Here is a 22,516-nt window from a genome sequence, read left to right as displayed (position 1 = left end):
GATTGGGCAACGATGCCGTAACGCTTGGCTTGAAGTCGCATGTATGCCGCATAGACTTCTGCCATGAACGACGTCGTACCCCGCCTCCCTGGAGGGCGGAAGGCCGAGATCGCCGGCTACGTCAACCGGATGGGCCAGGTGACGGTGACGGCGCTGGCCGACCACTTCGGCGTCTCGGCCGACACCATCCGCCGCGACCTGGATCAACTCGACGCCGACGGCCTGCTCATCCGCGTGCACGGCGGCGCCATGTCCAACTCCGCCGTCCCCTGGCATGACACGAACCTGACCGACCGCGCACGCCTGCAGTCCTCGCAGAAGGAGCGCATCGGCAAGGTCGCCGCCGGGCTGGTGCAGGACGGCAACGTCCTGTTCATCAACGGGGGTACCACGGCACTGTCACTGGTCCACCACCTGACCGACAAGCGGGAACTGATCATCGCCACCAACAACCTGGCGCTGCCGGTGGAGATCAATCCGGAGGCGTGCCGGGATGTGTACGTCATCGGCGGACACGTCCGGCTCTCGGGGCGAGTCACCATCGGCCCGGTCGCCTTCGCCTCCGCCATCTCCGGAGTGGAGAACGACATTCACGTCGACCTCGCCCTCATCGGCGTCGGCGCCGTCGACGTCGGCGGCTATTCCACCTCCAATCTGGACGAGGCCGCCATGCTCGGGCAGATGGCCGCCCGCGCCCGCCGTGTGGCCATCCTCGCCGACTCCACCAAGTTCGACCGTCGTCTCTTCGCGGCGATCGGCGAGCTTGCGATCGCCGACTACCTGATCACCAACGAGCAGCCGAGTGCCGAGCTCGCGGCCGCACTGAGTGCCAACTCGGTTCAGGTGCTCACCCCGGATACGCCCTATTGAAACTGAACCGGCGTCCGTGCCACGCTTGGCCGAGCTGCGCCCGAGTCAAGGAGGTCTCGATGACCACGCTGACCACCCGCCAGGTCTTCGATGCGGAGACTTGGAGCCTGCTCGCCTTCGGCAAACCCTCCCGCACCGCACACGGATTCGGGTGGCTCGACGACGACGGCAACATCGACGCCAATCGCGGCGTGCAACTGTGGATCACGGGCCGCATGACCCACTGCTTCGCCCTGGGGCACCTCATGGGCGACCCGGACTGCGTGACCCTGGCGCAGCACGGCGTCGCCCGCCTTCTGGACGGGCCACTTCGCGATACCACCACCGGCACCTGGCTGTCCGCCGTCGACATCAATGGCACGCCCCGCCCGGGACCGCTGGTCTCCTACGATCACAGCTTCGTCATCCTGGCCGCCGCCTCCGCACTCATGGCTGAGGTACCGCGGGCGCGGGAACTACTAGACGCCGCCCTGCTCACCTTCGAACGGCTGTGGTGGGACGAGGACGCCGGGATGGTAGTGGACTCCCGGGACCGCGAGACCCTCGCCGTTGACCCCTACCGCGGGGCCAACGCGAATATGCACACGGTGGAGGCGCTGCTGGCCGCGTACTCCGCCACCCGGGATCCACTCCACCTGCGCCGGGCCGTGCGCATCACCAATCGGATCGCGCAGGCGGTGGTTTCCCACGGCTTCCGCCTGCCCGAGCACTTCGACTCCTCCTGGCGCGCCGTCCTCGACTACAACCGAGACCGCCCCACCGACGCCTTCCGCCCCTATGGATCCACCGTAGGGCACTGGCTGGAGTGGTCGCGGCTGATGATTCAGGTGCGCACCGCCTGCTCCGCCGCGGGCATCGGCTACGACCCGCTGCTGGACAGTATCCCGAAGCGCATGTACCGGCAGGCGTTGCAGGACGGCTGGGGCGCGGACGGCCGCCAGGGCTTCGTGTACACCGTGGACTTCTACGGTCGACCCGTGGCCCACGAACGCATGTACTGGGTGCTGTGCGAGGCGATCGGGGCCGCGGAGACGCTCAAGCAAGCCACCGGGGACGCCTCCTACGAGCACGACATCGACATCTATGCCACCTTCGCCCGGGAGTTTCTGATCGAGGCACCCGGTCGGTGGCGGGAAGAGCTTGACGCCCACAACCGCCCCAGCGCAACCACCTGGTCGGGCAAGCCCGACATCTACCACGCGCTCCAGGCAATGCTGATCGGCCGCCTGCCGATCACCCCATCATTCGCGGAGGGCCTGCTGGCCACTGGGGCAGCGCCCGCCTGAAGCCGCCGAACCGGCAACACGCAAAACACGACGCACCCGAGCCGCCGGGCTGCTCACGGCGTAGGACGGCCTCCGAGTTGCACGCGCACCCCCGCCAGCACCCCGACGTCGTCGGCCGCCAGCACCAGCGCGCACAGGAAGGCCGCCATGGTGTGCGACCAGTAGGGCACTCGCATGCTCATGCACGCCCTTCCCGCGGATACGTCCGGCGATCCCACCTTCTCGTGGCGCAGCTCCCAGCCCGCGGCCTCGGCAACCAGGGCCAGCAGGCCGTCGGCGGAGTTGAATACGGCGCGCACAGCGTCGCCGGGACTGCCGTCGCGCACATCCACGGCGATGGTCACCGGACGTATGGCAGCCTCGCCGTACACCGGCAGCCGCTCGGCTATGTAGGTGGCGAGGGAATGGTCGTGGACGACCCGCTCCGATGGCAGTCTCAGCGCCAGCCCCTGGAACCTGAACGGTCCGACGTCCCGGCAGGCGGCGTATGCGCACTCGCAGACCAGGGAGATGGTGGCGGGTGTCAGCTCCCGTGACACCCCGACCTCGAACCAGCCGACGGCGCCGTCATCGACGAAGTCGTCGGCTGCGCCGGGCGGCAGGTCCCACCGGCCCTCCTCAATAGTCAGGCCCGCGCAGTCGGCCGGGGGCACCAGGTTCAGACCCCTGATCGCCGCCTCGCCGATCAGGGCGCCGTAGGCGGCGGCGTCATGACGGGCTACCGCCTCGGCGGCGGTGCGGCTCCCAAGCACACTGGTCTCGAAAGAGGACGCAGCCATTACGTTCACGGCTCACAGTCTACGGACACGCCCGCTGACGGTCGGCGCGCGCCCTGGGTTGAGGGGTTAAGGGGCCCGAATTCGTGTCGGTGCCGCGCGATACCGTGGCAGCATGTACGAAGGCAATGGGGCTGAGCGGCGCTCCGGCGGGGCCTACCCGGCGGAGCGGGCAGGGCTGCCCGGCACCGGGAGGGGGTCGCCAGCGGCTACTGCCTGGATCGTCTCATGCAGGGAGGCAGCGGCCGGGCCCAGGGCAGACCGTGACCCGGCGGAGCTGATGGCGCGCCTGGCGGAAGTGCCCGCAGGCGCGGGACTGGCGAGTCTGGTTGAGGGCCTGCTGGCCGGCGTGCTGGTCCCCACCGGCCCCATCGGCGAGGCCGTCGGCTCCGCCGCTGATGAGGCCGCAGCAGAGGCGAGCACGGTGGCTGCTGCTGACGCCGCGGATACTGTTAGCGCCGAGGAGCTGGCAGAACTACTGGAAATTCCAGACACCGGCACCCTGTTCAGCACCATCACGAGCCCGGCCGATCGCACCTTGGCGCGGGCCTCCGCGCAGCTGGGCGTGGACTGGGGCGAGGGCACCGGCATCGACCGCCTGGCCTCGCTGGGCGGGCAGGTGCTCAGCGAGCTGGTGGCGGCATGCCATCGATTGGTCTCCTGGGGATCCTGGTGCGAGGGCGCGGCGGCTGCCTGCCTTGCTCGCACCCCGGAGATGAACCGCGGCGCAGCCCCCTGGGGGCCCGGTGGGCGACCCGAGTGCCTGGTGACCGATGAAGAACGGCGTTTCACCACCGGCGGGGAGATCGCCTGCCGCCTGGGCACCACCCGCCAGGGTGCCTGTCAGATACTGGATCGGGGTGAGGCCCTGCTACAACCCGAGTTCGCGGCCACCGAGGCCCTGCACCGGGCCGGCCTGCTGGACGCAGCCAAGACCGCCTTGCTGGTTCGGCGGCTGGACGGCGTCAGTGCGGGGGTGGCGAAGGCGGTGCAGGAGCGGGTCCTGCCGCGTGCGTCCCGGAGGACGACCTCTCAGCTGGCCAAGGACATCGACCGCCTCCTAGCCGCCCTGGACCCCGACGGCGCCAGCGACCGCCGTAAGCGCAACGTGGCGCGCAGGCATGTCACACGGCCCCGCCAAGCGGGCGAGGGTGTCCATGAAATGCGGCTGCTCCTGCCGAGCCTGGACGCGTTCCTACTGGACGCGACTTTAGACGCCATCGCCGCCTCCGCCAGGGCGGCCGGAGATGAGCGGTCCCCGGCGCAGCTACGCGCCGACGCCGTCACCGGCATGACGCTGCGCGCCCTGCAAGGCAGCCAGTACACCGCCTGTCGGCCGCCGTTCACCGCGCCGGAGCATGCCGGCGCAAGCGGCGGGCCACCGGCACCGACCAGCACGCAGCTACTGCCCGACGGGGTGCCGTTGGAAGGCCTGTTGGCCGGGCTCAGCAGCCTGGTGGAACCCGCCCACCGCTGGTGGACGCCCTCCGGCGCTACAGCGGTCTTCCCGCCGCCGGGGATCACCGTCAACATCGACGTCACCGTCCCCTTGGAGCACCTACTACCCGACGGCGCCGACATGACCGGCGGCCCCCCGATCACCACCAGCCCCACAGCCAGGTCCGCGGCTCCTGCGACGGCAGAGGTAACCATTGGCGGTGCCGACATCCCGGTGCCCGCCATTACCGCCCGCTCCCTCGCGGCCGGTGGCGTCTGGCGCAGAATGGTCACCGACCCGGTATCAGGCACCGTGCTCGACGTGGGCCGCACCCACTACCGGCCCCCGGCCGCCCTGCGCGAACTCGTGCAGGCCAGGGACAACTCCTGCACGTTCCCGGGCTGCGCAATCCCCGCCAGTCGTTGCGACACAGACCACATTCAAGCCTGGGCCGACGGCGGCGTGACCACCCTCAGCAATCTCACCAGCCTGTGCCAGGCCCACCACCGGCTCAAGCACACGCCCGGCTGGAGCCTCACCCGCACCGACTCTGGTGACCTGACCTGGTGTACTCCCACCGGTGCCCGCTACCAACGCAGCACGGACGGGAGCATCACCCTCCTGGCCCACAAGATCGGCCCTCGTCAGCTGAGCGTCCCCGCCCAAAAGGTCCCCGAACACCTCGCTGCGGCCGTCGACGCCGCCGTCATGGATCGCCTCCAACACGGCCTCGACCTCAGCGCCCAAGACACCAACCGCTGCGACGGACCACCACGGGTCACCAGCCGCGGTCCCCAGCCCGGCCAGCCCGTTGGCGCCTTCGAGGCCACCGCCTACCCGGAGGCCCTACACGACCTCGGCCTAACCGTGCTGCTTGACGAAATCCCGCCTTTCTAAGCGCTCCGAGTCAGGCCCCGAGCTCCTCGGCGACCAGCGCCATCTCCTCGTCCGCCCGGCGCCGCAGCTCCCGGTGGCGGGTCCAGGAGGCGAGGGAGGCCTCGGCCACGGCGTCCACCAGCAGGACGATGCCCGTAGTGAGGAATCCGCGGTGCAGCACGCCGGTGCGGCCACGGCGGCGCACCGCCGCCCCGACCAGCACCCCACCGATACCCGCCTCCAGGGCGACTCCGGCACGCATGATCCAGGGCCGTTCGGTGACGGTGCGAATGTAGGTCTGCCAGAAGGCCGAGCCGGGCGCGGACGGGTCCTGCAGCATGAGCCCGACCGAACGGCCCACGGCGTTGGACAGGCCGCGCGGCTCGTGCACCACGGCCCCGGGCGCCTCCGCGGGCGCCAGCCGTCCGCTGAGCACCGACGCCACCCAGTCCGGCAGGCCGAGCGCCTCCACCAGGGCGACCAGCCCGTCCAGCCCGGGTGTGGAGAAGGCCTGCGCCACCGCCTCCGCATCCGCACCCGGCACCGCCTCGGCCACCCGAGACACGTCGGTGGAGTCCGCCAGCAGCTCGTCCACGAGGGCGCGCAGTGCCGGGCCCGGCTCGGCCACGCCGCCCCACACGTACTTCGACGTCATCCCCCAGGAGAAGACGGCGTCGTCCTCGCTCTCCCCGGTGGTGACCGCGCGCACCGCAATATCGCGAGTATCCACGGTCAGGACCAGGGCGGGCAGGGACTCCTCGTCCCAGCCGAAGGTGCCCAGCTCGTTGCCGCCGCCGGCATACATGACGATGCGTCGGTCCAGTGCGGGCAGGGAGACCACGGCCAGCGGACGCTCCAGCAGCGTCGCCTGCAGCGGCACCATGTAGGCGCTCAGCGGGGAGACGACGACGGTGCGGGAGGCGTCCGCTCCCCCCGAGGCCACGTCCGGCAGCGCGACGTCGGTGGGCAGGGCGTTGAAGGAGGCGGGACCGATGGTGACGTCGCCGGAGAACTCACGGGCCAGGGACTCCACCAGTTCGCTGATGCGGATCCCGGCGAGCACGCCGCCACGCGACGGCGGGGTCACGGCCACGCGCCCGTCGGCGTCGGCCAACAGGGTGAGGGACAGCAGGTGTGGGGTCGCGGGGTACCACTCGAGGCGGGCGACCACTCGGTCCGCCTCGAGGCGCGCGGCGACCGCGTCCGGCTGGGTTCCGGGCACGACGAGCACGCCCTCCGTGCGGTTCCAGCGCTGTGCGGGGTCCTGAGCCATGGAGGCCTCCTAGTCGGATGGTGACGACCGTCGTCCGCCGGCCCGTCCGCACGACGGGCGGGGACACGACCATTGTGTCAGCATAGAGCGTCCCGGTCAGCCCCGGGAGCGTCGATGGTCCCCGGTGCTCGGGGCGCACCGCCGCAGGCTACGCGTCGGCACCCGCACGACGGCGCAGCCGGTCGACCTCATACAGGGCGATGCCGGTGGCGACGGCGGCGTTGAGGGACTCCACCGCGGCGGCGATCGGGATGGAGACGAGCAGGTCACAGGTCTCGCGCACGAGTCGGGACAGCCCAGCGCCCTCCGCGCCGGTGACCACCACCAGCGGGGCGTCCGCCAGGTTCAGCTCCTCCACCGGCACATCCGCCCGTCCGTCGAGGCCGACGACGAAGCATCCCTCCTGCTTGAGCGCCTGCAGGCTGCGCACCAGGTTCGTCTCCCGGGCGACCGGCACGCGCGCGGCGGCGCCGGCAGACACCTTCCAGGCGGTGGCATTCACACCCGCGGAGCGGCGCTCGGGCACGATCACGCCGTCGACGCCGAAGGCGCCGGCCGAGCGCAGCACCGCGCCGAGGTTGTGCGGGTCGGTGACCTGGTCGAGCGCCACCAGCAGGGGGGTGTGCCCGGCCTCGCGGGCGCGCGCCAGCAGGTCGCGGGCGAGCACGTACTCGTAGGCGGGCACCTCGATGGCGATGCCCTGGTGGGCGGCGCCGTCGGTGAGCGCCTCCAGGTCCAGCTTGGTGGCCTCCACGACGGGGGCTCCGACCAGGGCGGCCCGCCGCACCACGGCGTTCAGGCGGTCGTCGGACTGGGCTGAGGCGGCCATGAACACGCGGGTGATGGGCACACGGGCGCGGGCCGCCTCCGCGACGGCGTTGCGGCCGCAGACGATCTCGTGGTCGCCCGGCACCCCGAAGCGCCGCTTGGCCTCCTCCAGGCGCCCGGCATGGGTGGGCTGGGCGGCGCGGGACTCGGCGCGCATCTTGGCGCGCGCCTTCGGGTGGCCGACGCGGTCCTCGGCCTTGGGGGTGGGGCCGCGGCCCTCCAGACCGCGGCGGCGCACCCCGCCGGAGCCCTTGAGCGGGGCCTTCTTCTTCCCGGAGCTGCGTATGGCGCCGTGGCGCCGGTCGTTGCCTGGCATCGCGGGCCTCCTGTTCTGCTGCTGGCGGCCGGTGGCCGCAGTTACGGGTGGTGGTGCGTCTGGTGCCGACGCGGGCAGGGCTGAGGGCTCAGGCCAGGTGCCACCGGGCCCCGGCCCCGGAGTCCTCGACGACGACGCCGGCCGCGGTCAGCTCCTCGCGCAGCGCATCCGCTCGCGCCCAGTCCTTGGCGGCGCGGGCCTGGGCGCGCTGCTCCAGCAGCCCGGCCACGAGCCGGTCCAGGGCGCGCGCGGCGGCGTCGTCCGCGCCACCGCCGGCGCCGAGCACCCGACCCCGCCAGGGCTCGGCGAGCGGGTCGAGCCCGAGCACGTCCAGTTGGGCGCGCAGGTCCAGGGCCGCTCGGGCGACGGCGTCGGCCTCGGGTGCGGGCGCGGCCAGGGCCGTGTTAAGCCGCTTGAGGGTGGCATGAACGACGGCCATGGCACCGGCGAGGTTGAGGTCCTCGTCCATGGCGGCGGCGTACTGCTCGGGCAGGGCCCGCTCGCGCACCTCCTCCGCGGGGACGTCAACCGGGCCGGGACCGCCGTCGGCGGGGGTGGTTACCTCCCGGGCGCGCATGATCGCCCCGGACAGCCGCTCCCACAGGGAGGCGGCGTCGGCCAGGGTCTCCGTGGAGAACTCCACGGTGGAGCGGTGGTGGACGGTGCCCAGCGCCAGGCGCAGCACCGCCGGGTCGTAGGCCCCCAGCAGCTCGGACACCACCAGGGAGTTGCCCAGCGACTTGCTCATCTTCTCGCCCTTAACAGTCACCCAGGCGTTGTGCACCCAGTGGCGGGCGAAGCCCCAGCCGGCGCCGTGGGACTGGGCCTGCTCGTTCTCGTGGTGCGGGAAGCGCAGGTCGATGCCGCCGCCGTGGATGTCGAAGGACTCCCCCAGGTAGCGGCGGGACATGGCCGAGCACTCCAGGTGCCAGCCGGGCCGACCCCTGCCCCAGGGGGCGTCCCAGGCGGCGTCGGCGGGCTCGGTCGGCTTGGCGGCCTTCCACAGGGCGAAGTCGCGCGGGTCGCGCTTGTCGGCCTCCACCTCCGCCTCGATCTGGGAGTCGTCCTCGGTGGTGGCCAGGTCGTCGACGCTCTGATTGGTGAGCGAGCCGTAGTCCGGCAGGGAGCGCACGTCGAAGTAGACGTTGCCCGTCTCGCCGGTGTAGGCGTGCCCGGCGTCCAGCAGTCGCTGGACCAGGTCGATCATCTCGGGGATGTGGCCGGTGGCGCGCGGCTCGTAGGTGGGGGCCTGCACGCCGAGGGCCCGGTAGGCGGCGTCGAACTCGCGCTCGTGCCGCTGCGCCCACGCCCACCAGGGCACGGGCGGATCGGCGGCCGCCGACTTGGCCAGGATCTTGTCGTCGATGTCGGTGACGTTGCGGATCAGGACGACGTTCTGCCCGCAGCGGGTCAGCCAGCGGCGCAGCACGTCGAAGGCGATGGCACTGCGCATGTGCCCGATGTGCGGGGAGCCCTGAACCGTGGCACCACACAGGTAGATCGTCACCGTGCCGGGCGTGACGGTGGGCGCCAGGGGCACGACGGCGCGGGCGGCCGTGTCGTACAGGCGCAGGTTCAGCGCGGTGGGCGCGTCATTTGCGGAGGTGCTCACCCCCGCAGCCTAGCGGGTGCGGCAAGTCCGGCCGTGCTCGGCGGGCGGCGGCTAGGCCTGCGGCACCGGCCAGACCAGGGCGGTGGCGATGGCCGCCAGCCCCTCCTCGCGGCCGAGGAAGCCCAGGTGGTCCGTCGTCGTCGCCGAGAAGGAAACCTTGGCACCGGCGGCGGCGCTCAGGGCGGCGGCGGCCTCCCCCATGCGATGGGCGACGCGCGGTCGGGCGCCGATGAGCTGAACGGCGACGTTCCCGATCTCGAAGCCCGCCTCGCGCACCCGCTTGGCGGTCTCGGCGAGCAGCGCGGCACCGGCGGCGTTCTCCCACTCCGGCGCGTCCGTGCCGAAGTTGCCGCCGAGGTCGCCCAGGTCGGCGGCGGACAGCAGGGCGTCGCAGCAGGCGTGAGCCACGACGTCGCCGTCGGAGTGGCCGGCCAGGCCGACCTCGTCCGGCCAGTGCAGGCAGGCCAGGCTCAGCGGAGTTCCCGAGTCGGGGGCGGCGAAGGCGTGCACGTCGGTACCGACGCCGGTGCGGGGCGTCCACTGGGCGATCTGCGCGCGGTAGGCGGCGATGTCGGCCGGGGTGATGGCCGCGGGGCCGGCGGAGTGGCGGGCGGTGCGCTGTGCGGGGACATCACTCTCAGGTTGATCACTCATGCCCCACAGTCTGCCGTATACCTGCTCGTTACCCGCGCAACCCTCCGTCGCCCCGCGCGTCGGTGGCCGCAGCCGTCTTGACGTGGCGGCGGATTGCGGCCGGACAATGCGGCCTGTGGTTCCCGCATGCACGCCCGCGAGCGCTCCCCCGGCCGCACCGTCCGCTCCGGCGGCCTCACTGTGCGCGCTGCACGACGACGGCGCCTGCCGCTCCTGCCCGCACCTGTCGACGCCGCTGCCCGTGCAGCTGGAGCGCAAGCAGGCCCGTATCGCGGCGCTGCTGGCCGACGGCGCGAACCCCGTGCCGTCCGGCGCCTGGGAACCGGCGGCTGCAAGCGCCTCGGAACGGTTCCGCAACAAGGCGAAGATGGTGGTCTCCGGCACGGTTGCCGCCCCCGTGCTGGGCGTGCTGGGGCCCGATGGCCGCGGCATCGACCTGCGCAGCTGCCCGCTGCACGTGCCGGAGATAGAGGCGGCGCTGCCCGTGCTCGCGCGCACCGTCACGGCGCTCGGGATGATGCCCTACGACGTGCCGACCAGGCGCGGCGAGCTCAAGCACGTGCTGGTGACGGCCTCCCCGGACGGGGACCTGATGGTGCGCTTCGTGCTGCGCAGCCGCCGGCACGTGGCGGACCTGCGCGCGGCCCTGCCCGGCCTGCAGAGGGCGCTGCCGACGCTGGCGGTGCTCAGCGCCAACATTCAGCCGGTGCACCAGGCGATTATCGAGGGGCCGGAGGAGGTCGTGCTCACCGAGGACGACCGCCTGCTCATGCGGCTGCGCCTGTCGCCACCCGCCGCTGGCGCGAGCGGACCGCCGGCGTTGGGTGCGGCGGCGTCGGGCATGCGGGAGCTGCCCCTGTACTTGCCGACGCGCTCCTTCTTCCAGACCAACACCGCCATCGCCGAGCAGCTGTACGCCACCGCTCGCGATTGGGCGGATGCCGCGCTTCCCGGCCCGGCCCGGGTGTGGGACCTGTTCTGCGGCGTCGGCGGCTTCGCCCTCGCGCTGGCAGGACCGGGCCGAAGCGTGCTCGGGGTGGAGGTCTCGGCCTCGGCGATCGACGGCGCCCGGGCTGCGGCCGCGCTCATGAAGCTGCCGGAGGAGTCGGTGCGCTTCGAGGCCGGGGACGCCGCGGTGCTGGACCCGGGCGCCGGGGCGGTGCCGGACCTGCTGGTGGTCAATCCGCCGCGGCGCGGCATCGGCGCGGAGCTGGCCGAGCGCATTGAGGCCTCGGGGGTGGAGTGGGTGCTGTACTCCTCGTGCAACCCGGAGAGCCTGGCCCGGGACCTGGAGCGGATGCCGTCGCTGCGCGTGCAGCGGGCGCGCCTGTTCGACATGTTCCCCCACACCGATCACGCCGAGGTCCTCGTTTCCCTCCGCCGAGCTCGGTAGCAATATCCGCCGAGATCGGTAGAAGTAACGTGCCGAGATCGGTAGAAGTTACGTGCCGAGATCGGTAGATATGACGTGCCTGAGCACGCCTACCCATGGACCAGCGCCGCCACGCCACGTAGCCTCGCAGCATGGCGAGCAACGGCGATTCATCCAGTCCCTCCGCATTGGTCGGTCCCACGATCCCCTCCCGCCCGGCCCAGGCTCTGGCTGCTCATGGCCTGTCCCGCCGCCGGGCGCTGGCCCTCCCGCCCGCCATCGCCGCCCTGGTGGCGCTGGGCGGCTGCGGCATACTCGGCGGCTCCGCCCAGGCCGAGGCCTACGACACCGACGCTGAGCACCGCGAGGTCCCGTTGGAAGACGCCCCGGCCGCACCAGAGGCCGCGGCCGCCTGCGCCGCTCTGAGCGAAGCCCTGCTGCGCTCCCGCCTTGATGAGGAGCCCACTGGAAACGCGCTGGCCTGCCCGGTGGGAATGGCCCTGGCCATCGCCCTGCTCTACGCCGGCTCCGACACCCCCGCCGACGGCGTGAACGCCCTACTCGGAGTTGTCGGCAGCGATGACTCAAGCGCGACAAGCACCAGCGACGCCGACCCGACCGCCGCCTCCCCCGCCGCGAATGCGGGCACCATTCGCGACACCACCTGGTCGGCGCTGCAGAACGACCTGCTCGTCTACTACGAACCCGATGAGAAGGCCCTGGACAACTTCAATCCCAAGGTGATTCCAGAGCCCCCGCTGCTGCACATCGCCAACCGGGTGCTGCTGGTGGGAGACAACCCCGGCGTGGAGCAGTCCTACCTGGATGCCGCCCGCGAGTGGTATGACGCCACCACCGAGCACACTGCTAGGAACCGCGCCAAGGCCACCCTGGACGCCTGGGCCGAGCGCCACACCGGCGGACTGATCAAGTCCTCCGGCATCAAGGTCACGGCGAACACCCAGCTCGTCCTGCAAAACGCCCTGCTGTTCGCCGCAAAGTGGGCCTCGCCCTTCGACGCGAACGACACCACCGAGCAGGACTTCACCCTGGCGGACGGCTCAACCGTCACCGCCCGGCTCATGCACGAGGACCGCTTCCTCCCGTACGTGCAGGGCGAGGGCTGGCAGGCCGTGCGCCTGCAGTACGCCGAGGGCAGCGGTCGAACGGTTTTGGACGTGATCCTGCCCGACGTCGGCACCCTCCCCACTGACCTGCCCGAAGGAACCTGGGCCGAGGCCTCGGCGGCCCTGGAGGCCGAGGCCTTCGAGGAGCGGCAAGAGGTGCGACTCGCCCTGCCCACCTTCGACCTGCAACCCGGCCCCGTGGACCTGCTCGCCTTCCTTGAGGGCCAAGGCATTGAGTTGGACCGTCTGGAGCACATCGGGGAGGGGCTGTTCGTGGACCAGGCGGTGCAGCAGGTCCGGCTCATGGTGGGCGAGGAGGGCACCGTGGCCGGGGCGCTCACGGAAGTCGACATCGCCGTCACCGCGCCAGCTGAGGTGAACCAGACGGTGGAATTCACCGTGGACCACCCCTTCGTGGTGCGCATCGTCGACCAGCTCACCGACCTAGTGCTCATCGAGGGCATCATCATGGACCCGACCGCCGAGTAACCGGGCTCTTCTGGTCCGAGGTGCGAGCGGACCGGGATCGTCTACTACGCCGGTTCGCCGTCTACTACGCCCGTTAGCGGTCGGTTGTACGGCTGTAGGGGGCGTACTAGACCGCTAACCGGCGTACCCAAGGCCGAAGTGGCGTAGTAGAGCACCGCCTGCGGGGAAACGGCGGCCTCAGCCACCACACCACAAGTCGGTCTCGTGCCGTGGTGGGTTTGTTCCGCCGGACCGCCAAGCGACCACCGCGCCCACCCATGCGGCCGCATGTCCCCACCGCGGCGACCCCAGCCGTTACGCTCTTCCTGGAAACCCTCCCCACCCCAGCAGGAGAAGTAATGAGCGTCGACGTCGTCACCCATGCCACCCCCGAGCTCGTCGAGGCCATGGAGCGCCTCATCCCCCAGCTGTCCCGCAGCGCCCCGGCCCTGACCGCCGAGCAGTGCGAGGCACTGGTCGCCCAGCCGGGCGTGTACCTGTTCGTCTTCCGCCCCGACACCCCGCAGGCCGACGGCTCCACCCCCATCCTGGGGATGCTGACCCTGGCCACCTTCACCATCCCCACCGGGCTGCGCGCCTGGGTGGAGGACGTCGTCGTCGACGGCGATGCCCGCGGCCAGGGCGCCGGCCAGTCCCTGGTGGAGGCCGCCGTCGCCTACGCCCAGTCGCTGGGCGCCCGCACCGTGGACCTCACCTCGCGGCCCAGCCGTGAGGCGGCCAACCGCCTGTACCGCCGCGCCGGCTTCGCACTGCGCGAGACCAACGTGTACCGCTTCTCCGGCGAGTGACCCGCCGTGCGGTCCGCCCTCAGGGCTCGGCCCACAGCAGCAGGTGCGGGGTGACCGCCGCCAGATCCGGGACGACGACGAGTCCCGGGTCGCCCGGGAAGTGCTTGCTTCCGCCGATCTGGATCACCCGCAGGTCGTTGGACCGGGCGGAGGCGGCGCCGGTGGCGGAGTCCTCGACGACGACGCACTGGTCCTCGCTCAGCCCCAGCAGCCGCATGCCGGCGGCGTAGGGGGCCTGGTCGGGCTTGCCGGGCAGGCCGTCGTCGCCGGTGACGGCGCCGGCGAACACGTCGCCGAGCGCGTGGGCAACCGCCTCCACGATCGCGCGCGGTGACTGGGTGACGATCACCTGGGCCAGCCCGATCTCCAGCAGGGTCCGGGTGATCTCACGGGCGCCCGGCACCAGCGGCGGTGAGGCCTTGACGGCCGCCTCGACGTCGGCGGCCATGCCGGTGAAGATCGCCTCGGCCGCGGCGTCGTCGGGGTCCGGAGCCGCCCCGGTGGCGGCGATCAGTTCGCGGCTGCGGCGGATGGAGGCTCCCTCCAGGGCCGCCACCTGGGCGTCGGTGACCGTGCCGCCCGCGGCCTCGCAACGGCGGCGGAATGCCTCATCCCAGAAGGGCTGGGAGTTGATCAGGGTGCCGTCCATGTCCCACAGGACGCCGCGGACGTAGCGGCCGCCGTTGCTCATTGCCCGCTCCCTCAGCCTTGCCTGCCGCGGCCCTTGCCCCGGGAGCGCCTGCGCCGGGCGCGTTCGGTGCGCCGGGTAAGCTTGTCCTGCTCGGCCTGTGCCCATTCGATGCGCTCGGACAGCCAGGTTCGGGTCTGCCGAGTCAGCATCTTGTTGTCCTCCAGCAGGCCGCCGGCGCGCAGGCGCGTGAACTCGAGGTACTCGGCGTTGGCGGTGCGCTCATACTGGCGCTCGGCCTCGCGCAGGTCGGCGGCGTCCCGCGCCACCTGCCGCTCGATCATCTGTCGCCCCAGCAGCAGGAAGATCGCCAGTACCAGGGCCACGATGCTGCCGTAGCCCCTGGTCGGTGCGTACAGCAGCGCCGCCAGGACGGACAGCCCGACGGCGGGCCCCATCATCCCGTAGGTGTAGCCCTCGGGGCGGCCGTCGTGCCCACGGGCCCAGGCGCGGAGCTTGGCCCGCCCGTCCGGGTCACCGCCGTTGAACCAGTCGCGCAATCGCCCGCCGACGCCGCTCATCGTGCCGCCTCCCCGGCCGGGTCCGGGGCGTCGTCGACGTCGGCGGATGTCGCCTCGCCCGCGTCGCCCAGCAGTTCCTCAATGAGCGCGGCCATGGAGCCCACCGACCGCTCGCAGGCGGCGACGACGTCGGGCGGGGACCAGGGCAGGCAGATGGCGTGGTCGGCGACGGCGTGCATGGGTATGTCGTTCCAGGAGTCGCCGACGCTCCAGGTCTCTATCCGCTCGCCCGCCAGCGGGCCGTCCGGGCCGGTGAGCGTGTCCACCAGGTCGATCAATCCGGCCCCCTTCGTGGCTCCGGCGGGTATGACGTCAAGGAACTCCTGATTGCGCACCACCTCTATCTCCTCCGACCAGCGGTCGGTGAGCTCGGCGACGATGCGATCGCGCACGGCGTCGTCGCGCACCCGCATGGGCACGCCGATGAACCGGTGATCCGGCATCTCCTCCAGGGTCATGGGCAGAAAGATCTCCAGAATGGGGGAGGTCTCGTGGTAGGTGTCGGACAGGATGTGATCGGCCTCCATGGTGGTGCCGAAGACGGTGAGCCCGTCAATGCCCTGCAGGAAGGTGGCGATCTCGTGTGCGACGCCGTCGGGCAGGTAGCGGGCGGAGAGGACCTGGTAGTCGCCGTCGATCAGCACGGCGCCGGTGAAGGTGACGGCGTAGTCGAAGCTCAGGCCCACGGGAGTGAGGGTGTTGCGGGTGGCGAAGACGGACTTGCCCGTGTCGACCACGAGCAGGTTGCCGGCCTCGCGCCAGCGCTGCATGGCGGCGAGGTCGGCGGCCGAGACCCGACGGTCGAACAGGACTGTGCCGTCCAGGTCGGTGGCGATGAGTTGACGCACGTACTTCTCCTGCTCAGGTTGCGGTGTGTGCTGGGTAACAGGTTACCGACCGCGGGACGACAGCACGCCGGTAGCGCGGGCGGGATCGGGTGAGAACGGGCCTTGGAGTCGTCCGACCGGGCCGCCGGAGAGCCGACGCGCGGATGCTCAGCCGACGACCACGAAAACGAGCGCCACCACCAGCAGCACGGCGCCGGTGATGACTTCTACGATGCCCCAATACTGGATCGGGATCCAGAACAGCGTATGCACACCGCGCAGAGCGCGCTCGGCCCGGACGCGCTCCTGAGCCACGAGGTAGCCGACCTGCTGCTGCGCCTCGCCGGCACTCCGCGGTGCGGGAGCCCCCGGGGCCACCTGGAAGGCGCCGGCCTGGACCCGGTTGAACAGCTCCTGGCGGAAGGCGGCGACATGCCGGTCTATCTCCTGCGTGGGCCGCACGACGTTGAGGTGGGTACCCACCAGCCAGCCAACGATGCCGAAGGCGAGCAGTCCCAGGCCGAAGCAGAGCATCACCAGCGATCCATTGCTGGTAACGCTGCTCGCAAGGCCACCGCACACAGCCCCCAGTCCGAAGAATGCAACGGCAAGACCGCCCCAACCACGCCAGACGACAATCATGACCCCACCGTAACCGAACCGCAGCAATAATCACAACAGGATCACGCGATCGCTCGCCGAGGTCGGTCGAAGCCTTGCAACTTCGACCGACCTCGGCACGTAACTTCTACCGATCTCGGCGGGTATTACTACCGATCTCGGCGAGGAGGGGTGGGGGACGGGGCGGTTCCTGCAGGTTCCTACAGGCCGAGCCAGCCGGTCCAGGCGCCGAGGATGCCGATCACGAACATGCCCAGAATGATCCACAGGGCGTTGATCTTCTTGTTCAGCAGCCACATACACACGAAGGTCAGCCCCAGGGCCGCGACGCCGGGCAGCAACTGATCGAGGATATTCTGCAAGGTGGTCTCGGTGACGGTGCCGTCATCCGCCTCCACCGAGGTGACGACGCCGGGGAAGTTGATCGTCGTCCACTTGGCCACCAGGGCCCCCATGACGAACAGACCAGTGATGGCGGCGATCTGGGTGATGCGCTTGAGCTGGCCGCCGCCGACCTCGCTGACCATCGCCGTGCCGCGCTCATAGCCCCACTTAAGGCCGTACCAGCGCACCAGGACGCGGATGACGTTGATGCCCAGGAAGTAGATGAGGGGCCCGAGCACGGAGCCGTTCAGCGCGAGGGAGGCACCCAGGGCGCCGAGCACGGGCCGGGCGGTGCCCCAGAAGATGGGGTCGCCGACGCCGGCCAAGGGCCCCATGAGGCCGACCTTGACGTTGGTGATGGTGTCGTCGCCGATGTCCTCGCCCTTGGCGCGCTGCTCCTCCATGGCGGCGGTGACGCCGAAGACCACCGAGGAGATCCAGGGGTGGGTGTTGTAGAACTCCAGGTGCCGCTTGAGCGCGGCCGCCTGCTCGCTCTTGTTGGAGGGGTAGAACTTCCTAATCGCCGGCATGAGCGTGATGCAGAAGCCCATGGCCTGCATGCGCTCGAAGTTGAAGGAGCCCAGCAGGAACGTGGAGCGCCAGTACATGCTCCGCAGGTCGCGGTCGGTGAGCATGCGTTCGGTGTCGGGAGCGGCGTCGATTTCGTTAGACATGGTCGTTTCTTCCTTCCCAGTTCCTTGCCGCGGTCAGTCGAGCTCGTCGTCGAGTTCGTCGTCCAGGTCGTCATCCAAGCCGCCGCCTGCGCCGGCAGCGACGGGGGCGGGGCGCGGCAGCTGGACCGACTCGTGGAACTCGGGGTTCAGCTGCACGTAGATGAAGGCCAGGCAAATGCCCAGGATGCCGAGGGCTACCAGGGTGATGCCGGTGTCGAGGGTGGTCATGGACTGGGCGACCACGAAGCCGATGAAGAAGAACGGCATGAGCTTGCGCGCCCGCATCATGTTGATGACCATGGCGTAGCCGACGACGACGATGAATCCGCCGGCGATTTGCAGTCCCTCGGTGATGACGGAGGGGATGGCCTCCAGGGCGTTCTGTACCGCATCCCCGGAGGCGACGGCGGCAACAATGGCGGTCGGAATGGCCACGCGCAGGCCCTGCAGGGACAGGGCCACGAAGTGCATGACCTGAATGGCCCGCATATTGGCGTGTTCCGCAAAACGGTCGGCCTGGTGGGCGAAGAACACGTTGACCGTGCGCACGAAGATGGTCAGCGCCTGGCCCGCGACCGCCAGCGGCACGGCGACGGCGATGGCCTCCGCCTCGCTCTGCCCGCCGGCGATGACGATGACGGTGGACACGGTGGAGGCCAGCGCCGCGTCGGGGGCCATGGCGGCACCGACGTTCATCCAGCCGAGGCTGAGCAGCTCGACGCTGCCGCCGACCATGATGCCGGTGGTCGGGTCGCCCAAGACCAGCCCGGTGAGAGTACAGGCGATGATGGGTCGATAGAACATGCGTTCGTCCAGCACGGAGTCGCAACCCGCGAGGAAGGCCACGAGGGTCACGAGGATGATCTGGACAGCACCGATGTCATGCATGAGAGTGCTTCCTGGTAGGGACGGACAGAGGTCGGGGGTTACGTACAGACAGCCGGGGGCCGGTGGTGGCCGGCCGGAGGGTCGATTCCGGCCGGCGCTCCGCTCAGCCGATGAAGCCCTTGGACTTCAGCGACTCCATCAGGCCGGCGCGCCCGGAGGAGGGCACCTGCTGGATGTACTGGGTGATGCCGCGGGAGTCGATCTCCTGGAAGGCCTTGACGTCCTCGTCGGAGACGTAGACGGCCTGGGACAGCGCCTTGGTGCCCTGCTTGAAGGTCATGCCGCCGACGTTCACCTCCGGCGCCTCGACCCCCAGGTCGAGCAGGCGCACGATGTCCGCCGGGGTCTCGACGACGATGACGGTCTTGAGGGCCGCGTACTTGGGGTTCTTGTACACGCGGGCGGCCTTGGCGACGGTGAGCACGTGCACCTTGACCTTGCCGCCACCGGTCTGGAGCATGAGTGTCTTGCGCAGCTCGTCGTTGGCGGCGCCGTCGGAGACGGCCAGGATGGCCTCGGCGCCCAGCGCCCCGGCCCAGTTGTTGGCGACCTGGCCGTGAACCAGGCGGGAATCGATGCGTAGCAGCTTGATGTCCATCAGAGCTCGTCTCCTTCGTCGGCGTCGGAATCGGTGGTGGTTGGCGGGGTGAAGATCTCGGACAGGACCTTGATGCCGGCGGCGCCGGAGGTCTTGGCCACCTCGACCAGTTCGGCCAGCTCGCCGCCGGCCATGCGGCGGCCGAGGACCTCAATAAGCATCGGCAGGTTCACCCCGGTGACGACGTCGGCGTCATCACGGGCGGCGGCGAAGCGGGCCGCCGCGTTGTAGGGACTGCCTCCGAGTAGGTCTACCAGGAGCAGGTACTGGGCGGAGGCGGAGGAGTCGACCGCGTCGGCGTACTTGGCCAACAGGTCATCCGGTCCTTCGCCGGGGTCGAAGCTGATGGGAACGACATCGTCCTGCGGCCCGGCGATCATGACGGCGGAGTTGAGCAACCCCTCCGCCAGATGTCCGTGGGCCGCGACAATGACTGCAACGGATGACTGCAACTGCGGGCTCCTGCCAGTCACGCGCCGTCAGGGCGACAGCGCCGGTGGATAGGTGGGTCATGAGCCCGGGAGTCGTTCCCGACGACGATGCACACCGACAGGGACGATTCGGCCAGGGACTATGACGCGGCCCACAGTATCATGCGGCCGGTCTCAGGTCTCCGGAACGTTGCTTTCAATCTCCGCGATCCACGGGCCGGCGTCGGCGTCGGAGGGCATGCGCCAGTCGCCGCGCGGAGACAGGGTGCCCCCGGCGACCACCTTGGGGCCGTTGGGCAGCGTCGAGCGCTTGAACTGGCTGGAGAAGAAGCGCCGGAAGAAGACCAGTTCCCATTTGCGGATGTCGGCGAGCGTGTAGGCGACCTTCTCCTCCTCGGGAAGACCTGCCGGCCACCGGCCCACGGTCGGATCGGACCAGGCCTTCTCGGCGAGGAAGGCGATACGCGAGGGGCGCGCACCGTGGCGCAGCACGTGGAACAGGGTGAAGTCCTGCAGCGCGTAGGGCCCGATGCGCGCCTGCGTGGACTGGATGGGCTCGTCGTCGGCGGCGGGAACCAGCTCGGGGCTTATCTCCGTGCCCAGGACGGCCAGCAGCACCTCGCACGCCTCCGCGGAGAAGAGCTTCTCGGCCACCACCCAGCGGATCAGGTGCTGGATGAGCGTCTTGGGCACGCCCGCGTTGACGCCGTAGTGGGCCATCTGGTCGCCCACTCCGAAGGTGCACCAGCCCAGGGCGAGTTCGGACAGGTCTCCGGTGCCGAGCACGATGCCGCCGCGAGCGCCGGCGATGCGGAACAGGAAGTCGGTCCGCAGCCCGGCCTGCACGTTCTCGAAGGTGACGTCGTATACCTCGCGGCCGCGCTCGCCACGTCCATAGGGGTGATCCATGGTGGCGAGCATCTGCTCGGCGACGGGGCGGATGTCGAGTTCCTCGACGTGGCAGCCCAGCGCCTGCGCCAGCGCCAGGGCGTTGTGCTTGGTGGCGGCGGAGGTGGCGAAGCCGGGCATGGTGATGGCGTGGATGTCCGTGCGCGGACGACCGAGCCGGTCCATGGCGCGGGCGGCGACGATCAGGGCGTGGGTGGAGTCCAGCCCGCCGGAGACGCCGATGACGATCTTGGGGTTGCCGATGGCGCGCAGCCGCTGCACCAGGGCGGCCACCTGGATGTTGTAGGCCTCGTAGCAGTCCTGAGCCAGGCGCTCGGGGTCGTCGGGTACGAAGGGGAAGCGGCTGACCTGGCGGCGCAGCCCGATGTCGGTGCGGGGGGCGGCCAGGTCGGCGCGCGGGATGCGCACGGTGCGGAAGGAGGCGGGGACGGCGTCGGCCGATCCGGCACCCTGGCACACGCCCAGGGCGCGGCGGTTGTCCTCGAAGGTGCCCTGGCGCAGGCGCTCGGCGCGCAGCCCCTCAAGGTCGACGTCGACGACGGTGGCCCGCGGAGAGTCCGGGAAACGTTCGGTCTTGCCCAGCAGGGTGCCGTTCTCGTAGACGAAGGTCTGGCCGTCCCAGGCCAGGTCGGTGGAGGACTCCCCCTGCCCGGCGGCGGCGTAGACGTAAGCGGCCAGGTTTCGGGAGCTGGAGGCGCGCGCAAGCAGACGGCGCTGCTCGGCGCGGCCGACCGTGACAGGAGAGCCGGAGAGGTTGACCAGCACGGTGGCACCGGCCAGGGCCGCCGTGGACGACGGCGGGACGGGCACCCACATGTCCTCGCAGACCTCCACGTGGAAGGTCAGGCCGGGCACGTCCTCGACCTCGAACAGCAGCCTCGCCCCGAGTGGCGCGCTCACGCCCGCCGGGTCGGGGCCGACCCCGGGAAGGCGGACCGTTGCGGGAACGGCGTCGGCGCCGGCGGCGAAGTGCCGGGTCTCGTAGAACTCGCGGTAGCTGGGCACGTAGGACTTGGGGACGACACCGCGCACCGCTCCGCCCTGAATGACGACGGCGCAGTTGAGCAGCCGCTCTCCCACGCGCAGCGGCGCGCCGACGACGAGCGCGGGCAGCAGGTCGGCGCTGGCCTCCCGGATCGCCTCGATGCCCGCCAGCACGTTGCGCAGCAACAGGTCGTCCAGGAGCAGGTCGTCAATGGAGTAGCCGGTCAGGGTGAGTTCGGGAAAGGCAGCGAGAACCACGCCGTCGTCCGACAGCGCTCGGGCCTGCGCGACGACGGCGGCGGCATTGGCGGCCGGATCGCCCAGGTGGACCGGCAGGGTGACGGCGGCGACCCGCGCAAAGCCCTGGTCATAGGCGGAGCGGAAGGTGAAGGTGGGTCGCGCGCCCGCGGGGGTGGCGCTGTCGGTGGTGTCCGGCTTGCTCATGGGACGATCCTGGCACAGCCATGCACACCGCGCCCGGAGACCAGGATGGAGGTCGACTGTCCACTGCCAGCAGGCGCGCCACCACGGTTGCGGATCCGCAACCGACTTGCGGATATGAGGGCGTCCCGCATAAACGCAACCCATCCGTTACCGTACTCCCGCATGATTCCGGGGTTCCCGGGATGGATTAACCAGACGGGACGTCCTATGATGGATCCCGTCGGAACGCTCGCGGCATCGAGGAGGTTCAGGGACTCTGATGACGTGCCGGTGCGTTTGGGGTTGACGCGTTTCAGGGACCGCGCCCCCAAATCCGACCGAGGCCCCGCGCCGATGGCGCGGGGCCTCCTTTTTGCTTCCGACAGGATCCTTGGGTTATCGGCGCGAATGTGGGTTATCGGCGCGAGCGTGGTGCTTTGGGCCGGCGTGTTGTGGGAGGCGTGCTGCCGGCCTCCTCGGTTTGGACCGCCGTCCCCCTGTTTGGACCCCGGAAGTCTGTTTGGACCGCCGTTGCGTGCGGCGTGGGCGGTGTGATGTCTCAGGACATCGGTGACAGTTTTGTGTCAGGACATCGGTGACAGTTTTGTGTCAGGACATCGGTGACAGTTGGTGTGTCAGGACATCGGTGACAGTTCTGGGTCTTGTGGGGTGTGGTGGTGGTTGGTGCTGGTTGGTGGGGTTGGGTGTGTGTGGGTGGAGACGTAGCGGGTGCCGGGTGCGGGCCAGGGGTACTGGGCGAGGACCTCGCCGTCGGTGGTGGTGATGATGATTGTGTCGGGGTTCCAGTCGATGATGGCCTGGCTGCCGGCGTGGGCCTTGGAGGCCAGGAACGTGATCGAGGC

Annotated in this window: 21 protein-coding genes; 6 read left to right on the top strand and 15 right to left on the bottom strand. The window is 70.5% G+C overall.

What is annotated here, in order from left to right:
* Window positions 1-63: 63 nt before the first annotated feature.
* Window positions 64-870: a DeoR/GlpR family DNA-binding transcription regulator gene (locus BLR49_RS11945; protein ID WP_092537922.1), complete on the top strand. Its 807-nt coding sequence runs from the start codon at window positions 64-66 to the stop codon at window positions 868-870.
* A 59-nt stretch (window positions 871-929) separates the two neighbouring features.
* The gene (locus tag BLR49_RS11940; RefSeq protein ID WP_092537920.1) at window positions 930-2,156 is read left to right on the top strand and encodes an AGE family epimerase/isomerase; all 1,227 of its coding nucleotides are present in this window, start codon (window positions 930-932) and stop codon (window positions 2,154-2,156) included.
* A 53-nt stretch (window positions 2,157-2,209) separates the two neighbouring features.
* Here BLR49_RS11940 and BLR49_RS11935 read toward each other — a convergent pair whose 3' ends face one another.
* The gene (locus BLR49_RS11935; RefSeq protein ID WP_092537918.1) at window positions 2,210-2,944 is read right to left on the bottom strand and encodes a hypothetical protein; all 735 of its coding nucleotides are present in this window, start codon (window positions 2,942-2,944) and stop codon (window positions 2,210-2,212) included.
* Window positions 2,945-3,047: 103 nt separating this feature from the next.
* Between BLR49_RS11935 and BLR49_RS11930 the strand changes: the two genes are divergently transcribed.
* Window positions 3,048-5,267 (top strand): HNH endonuclease signature motif containing protein, encoded by a 2,220-nt coding sequence (locus BLR49_RS11930; RefSeq protein ID WP_245690693.1) that lies wholly within the window; start codon window positions 3,048-3,050, stop codon window positions 5,265-5,267.
* Between the two features lie 10 nt (window positions 5,268-5,277).
* Here the strand turns inward: BLR49_RS11930 and BLR49_RS11925 are convergent, their stop codons facing one another.
* From BLR49_RS11925 to ispF, 4 genes are all read right to left on the bottom strand, one after another.
* The gene (locus BLR49_RS11925; protein ID WP_092537914.1) at window positions 5,278-6,519 is read right to left on the bottom strand and encodes a hypothetical protein; all 1,242 of its coding nucleotides are present in this window, start codon (window positions 6,517-6,519) and stop codon (window positions 5,278-5,280) included.
* A 148-nt stretch (window positions 6,520-6,667) separates the two neighbouring features.
* A complete protein-coding gene (gene rlmB / locus BLR49_RS11920; protein WP_092537912.1) occupies window positions 6,668-7,663 on the bottom strand; it encodes a 23S rRNA (guanosine(2251)-2'-O)-methyltransferase RlmB in 996 nt (331 codons plus the stop codon).
* Between the two features lie 88 nt (window positions 7,664-7,751).
* A complete protein-coding gene (gene cysS / locus BLR49_RS11915; RefSeq protein WP_092537910.1) occupies window positions 7,752-9,275 on the bottom strand; it encodes a cysteine--tRNA ligase in 1,524 nt (507 codons plus the stop codon).
* A 51-nt stretch (window positions 9,276-9,326) separates the two neighbouring features.
* Complete coding sequence (gene ispF / locus BLR49_RS11910; protein ID WP_092537908.1) at window positions 9,327-9,929, bottom strand: 2-C-methyl-D-erythritol 2,4-cyclodiphosphate synthase; 603 nt, start codon at window positions 9,927-9,929, stop codon at window positions 9,327-9,329.
* A 115-nt stretch (window positions 9,930-10,044) separates the two neighbouring features.
* Here ispF and BLR49_RS11905 point away from each other — a divergent pair, with 115 nt between their 5' ends.
* From BLR49_RS11905 to BLR49_RS11895, 3 genes are all read left to right on the top strand, one after another.
* Entirely contained in the window at window positions 10,045-11,322 is a 1,278-nt protein-coding gene (locus tag BLR49_RS11905; protein WP_245690690.1) for a methyltransferase domain-containing protein, read from the top strand.
* 131 nt (window positions 11,323-11,453) lie between these two features.
* Window positions 11,454-12,917, top strand: coding sequence for a serpin family protein (locus tag BLR49_RS11900; protein ID WP_092537904.1), 1,464 nt, complete (start codon window positions 11,454-11,456; stop codon window positions 12,915-12,917).
* Window positions 12,918-13,255: 338 nt separating this feature from the next.
* A complete protein-coding gene (locus tag BLR49_RS11895; protein ID WP_092537902.1) occupies window positions 13,256-13,705 on the top strand; it encodes a GNAT family N-acetyltransferase in 450 nt (149 codons plus the stop codon).
* A 19-nt stretch (window positions 13,706-13,724) separates the two neighbouring features.
* On the opposite strand, the gene BLR49_RS11890 is transcribed toward BLR49_RS11895, so the two are convergent.
* From BLR49_RS11890 to BLR49_RS13355, 10 genes are all read right to left on the bottom strand, one after another.
* A complete protein-coding gene (locus BLR49_RS11890) occupies window positions 13,725-14,396 on the bottom strand; it encodes an HAD family hydrolase (RefSeq protein ID WP_092537900.1) in 672 nt (223 codons plus the stop codon).
* A gap of 11 nt (window positions 14,397-14,407) precedes the next feature.
* Window positions 14,408-14,914: a hypothetical protein gene (locus BLR49_RS11885; protein ID WP_092537898.1), complete on the bottom strand. Its 507-nt coding sequence runs from the start codon at window positions 14,912-14,914 to the stop codon at window positions 14,408-14,410.
* The gene (locus tag BLR49_RS11880; protein ID WP_092537896.1) at window positions 14,911-15,762 is read right to left on the bottom strand and encodes an HAD-IIB family hydrolase; all 852 of its coding nucleotides are present in this window, start codon (window positions 15,760-15,762) and stop codon (window positions 14,911-14,913) included. Before BLR49_RS11880 ends, BLR49_RS11885 begins: the two co-directional genes overlap by 4 nt.
* A 147-nt stretch (window positions 15,763-15,909) precedes the next feature.
* Entirely contained in the window at window positions 15,910-16,383 is a 474-nt protein-coding gene (locus tag BLR49_RS11875; protein WP_143013769.1) for a transcriptional accessory protein, read from the bottom strand.
* A gap of 179 nt (window positions 16,384-16,562) precedes the next feature.
* Window positions 16,563-17,420, bottom strand: coding sequence for a PTS system mannose/fructose/sorbose family transporter subunit IID (locus BLR49_RS11870; RefSeq protein WP_092537892.1), 858 nt, complete (start codon window positions 17,418-17,420; stop codon window positions 16,563-16,565).
* A gap of 33 nt (window positions 17,421-17,453) precedes the next feature.
* Window positions 17,454-18,308, bottom strand: coding sequence for a PTS mannose/fructose/sorbose transporter subunit IIC (locus tag BLR49_RS11865; RefSeq protein ID WP_092537890.1), 855 nt, complete (start codon window positions 18,306-18,308; stop codon window positions 17,454-17,456).
* 103 nt (window positions 18,309-18,411) lie between these two features.
* Entirely contained in the window at window positions 18,412-18,906 is a 495-nt protein-coding gene (locus BLR49_RS11860; RefSeq protein WP_092537888.1) for a PTS sugar transporter subunit IIB, read from the bottom strand.
* Complete coding sequence (locus BLR49_RS11855; RefSeq protein WP_092537886.1) at window positions 18,906-19,358, bottom strand: PTS sugar transporter subunit IIA; 453 nt, start codon at window positions 19,356-19,358, stop codon at window positions 18,906-18,908. Before BLR49_RS11855 ends, BLR49_RS11860 begins: the two co-directional genes overlap by 1 nt.
* 153 nt (window positions 19,359-19,511) lie before the next feature.
* Window positions 19,512-21,674 carry an NAD(+) synthase gene (locus tag BLR49_RS11850; RefSeq protein WP_092537884.1) on the bottom strand — a complete coding sequence of 721 codons (2,163 nt, stop codon included), beginning with the start codon at window positions 21,672-21,674 and terminating at the stop codon, window positions 19,512-19,514.
* A gap of 614 nt (window positions 21,675-22,288) precedes the next feature.
* Window positions 22,289-22,516, bottom strand: a 228-nt coding sequence (locus tag BLR49_RS13355) for a hypothetical protein (RefSeq protein ID WP_218121358.1), incomplete at its 5' end; no start/stop codon positions are given.

It is taken from the genome of Actinomyces ruminicola (genome assembly GCF_900103885.1).
GTDB lineage: Bacteria > Actinomycetota > Actinomycetes > Actinomycetales > Actinomycetaceae > Actinomyces > Actinomyces ruminicola.
Note: the sequence above shows the minus strand (reverse complement) of the source record. Positions and strands in the feature narration are given on the sequence as shown.

Bases quoted from the DNA above. Each gene is read 5' to 3' on its own strand.
- ispF (WP_092537908.1), bottom strand. From the start codon at position 9,929: ATGAGTGATCAACCTGAGAGTGATGTCCCCGCACAGCGCACCGCCCGC.
- BLR49_RS11865 (WP_092537890.1), bottom strand. From the start codon at position 18,308: ATGCATGACATCGGTGCTGTCCAGATCATCCTCGTGACCCTCGTGGCC.
- BLR49_RS11885 (WP_092537898.1), bottom strand. From the start codon at position 14,914: ATGAGCGGCGTCGGCGGGCGATTGCGCGACTGGTTCAACGGCGGTGAC.
- BLR49_RS11900 (WP_092537904.1), top strand. From the start codon at position 11,454: ATGGCGAGCAACGGCGATTCATCCAGTCCCTCCGCATTGGTCGGTCCC.
- BLR49_RS11895 (WP_092537902.1), top strand. From the start codon at position 13,256: ATGAGCGTCGACGTCGTCACCCATGCCACCCCCGAGCTCGTCGAGGCC.
- BLR49_RS11930 (WP_245690693.1), top strand. From the start codon at position 3,048: ATGTACGAAGGCAATGGGGCTGAGCGGCGCTCCGGCGGGGCCTACCCG.
- BLR49_RS11860 (WP_092537888.1), bottom strand. From the start codon at position 18,906: ATGGACATCAAGCTGCTACGCATCGATTCCCGCCTGGTTCACGGCCAG.
- BLR49_RS11890 (WP_092537900.1), bottom strand. From the start codon at position 14,396: ATGAGCAACGGCGGCCGCTACGTCCGCGGCGTCCTGTGGGACATGGAC.
- BLR49_RS11945 (WP_092537922.1), top strand. From the start codon at position 64: ATGAACGACGTCGTACCCCGCCTCCCTGGAGGGCGGAAGGCCGAGATC.
- BLR49_RS11850 (WP_092537884.1), bottom strand. From the start codon at position 21,674: ATGAGCAAGCCGGACACCACCGACAGCGCCACCCCCGCGGGCGCGCGA.
- rlmB (WP_092537912.1), bottom strand. From the start codon at position 7,663: ATGCCAGGCAACGACCGGCGCCACGGCGCCATACGCAGCTCCGGGAAG.
- BLR49_RS11870 (WP_092537892.1), bottom strand. From the start codon at position 17,420: ATGTCTAACGAAATCGACGCCGCTCCCGACACCGAACGCATGCTCACC.
- BLR49_RS11875 (WP_143013769.1), bottom strand. From the start codon at position 16,383: ATGATTGTCGTCTGGCGTGGTTGGGGCGGTCTTGCCGTTGCATTCTTC.
- BLR49_RS11925 (WP_092537914.1), bottom strand. From the start codon at position 6,519: ATGGCTCAGGACCCCGCACAGCGCTGGAACCGCACGGAGGGCGTGCTC.
- BLR49_RS11940 (WP_092537920.1), top strand. From the start codon at position 930: ATGACCACGCTGACCACCCGCCAGGTCTTCGATGCGGAGACTTGGAGC.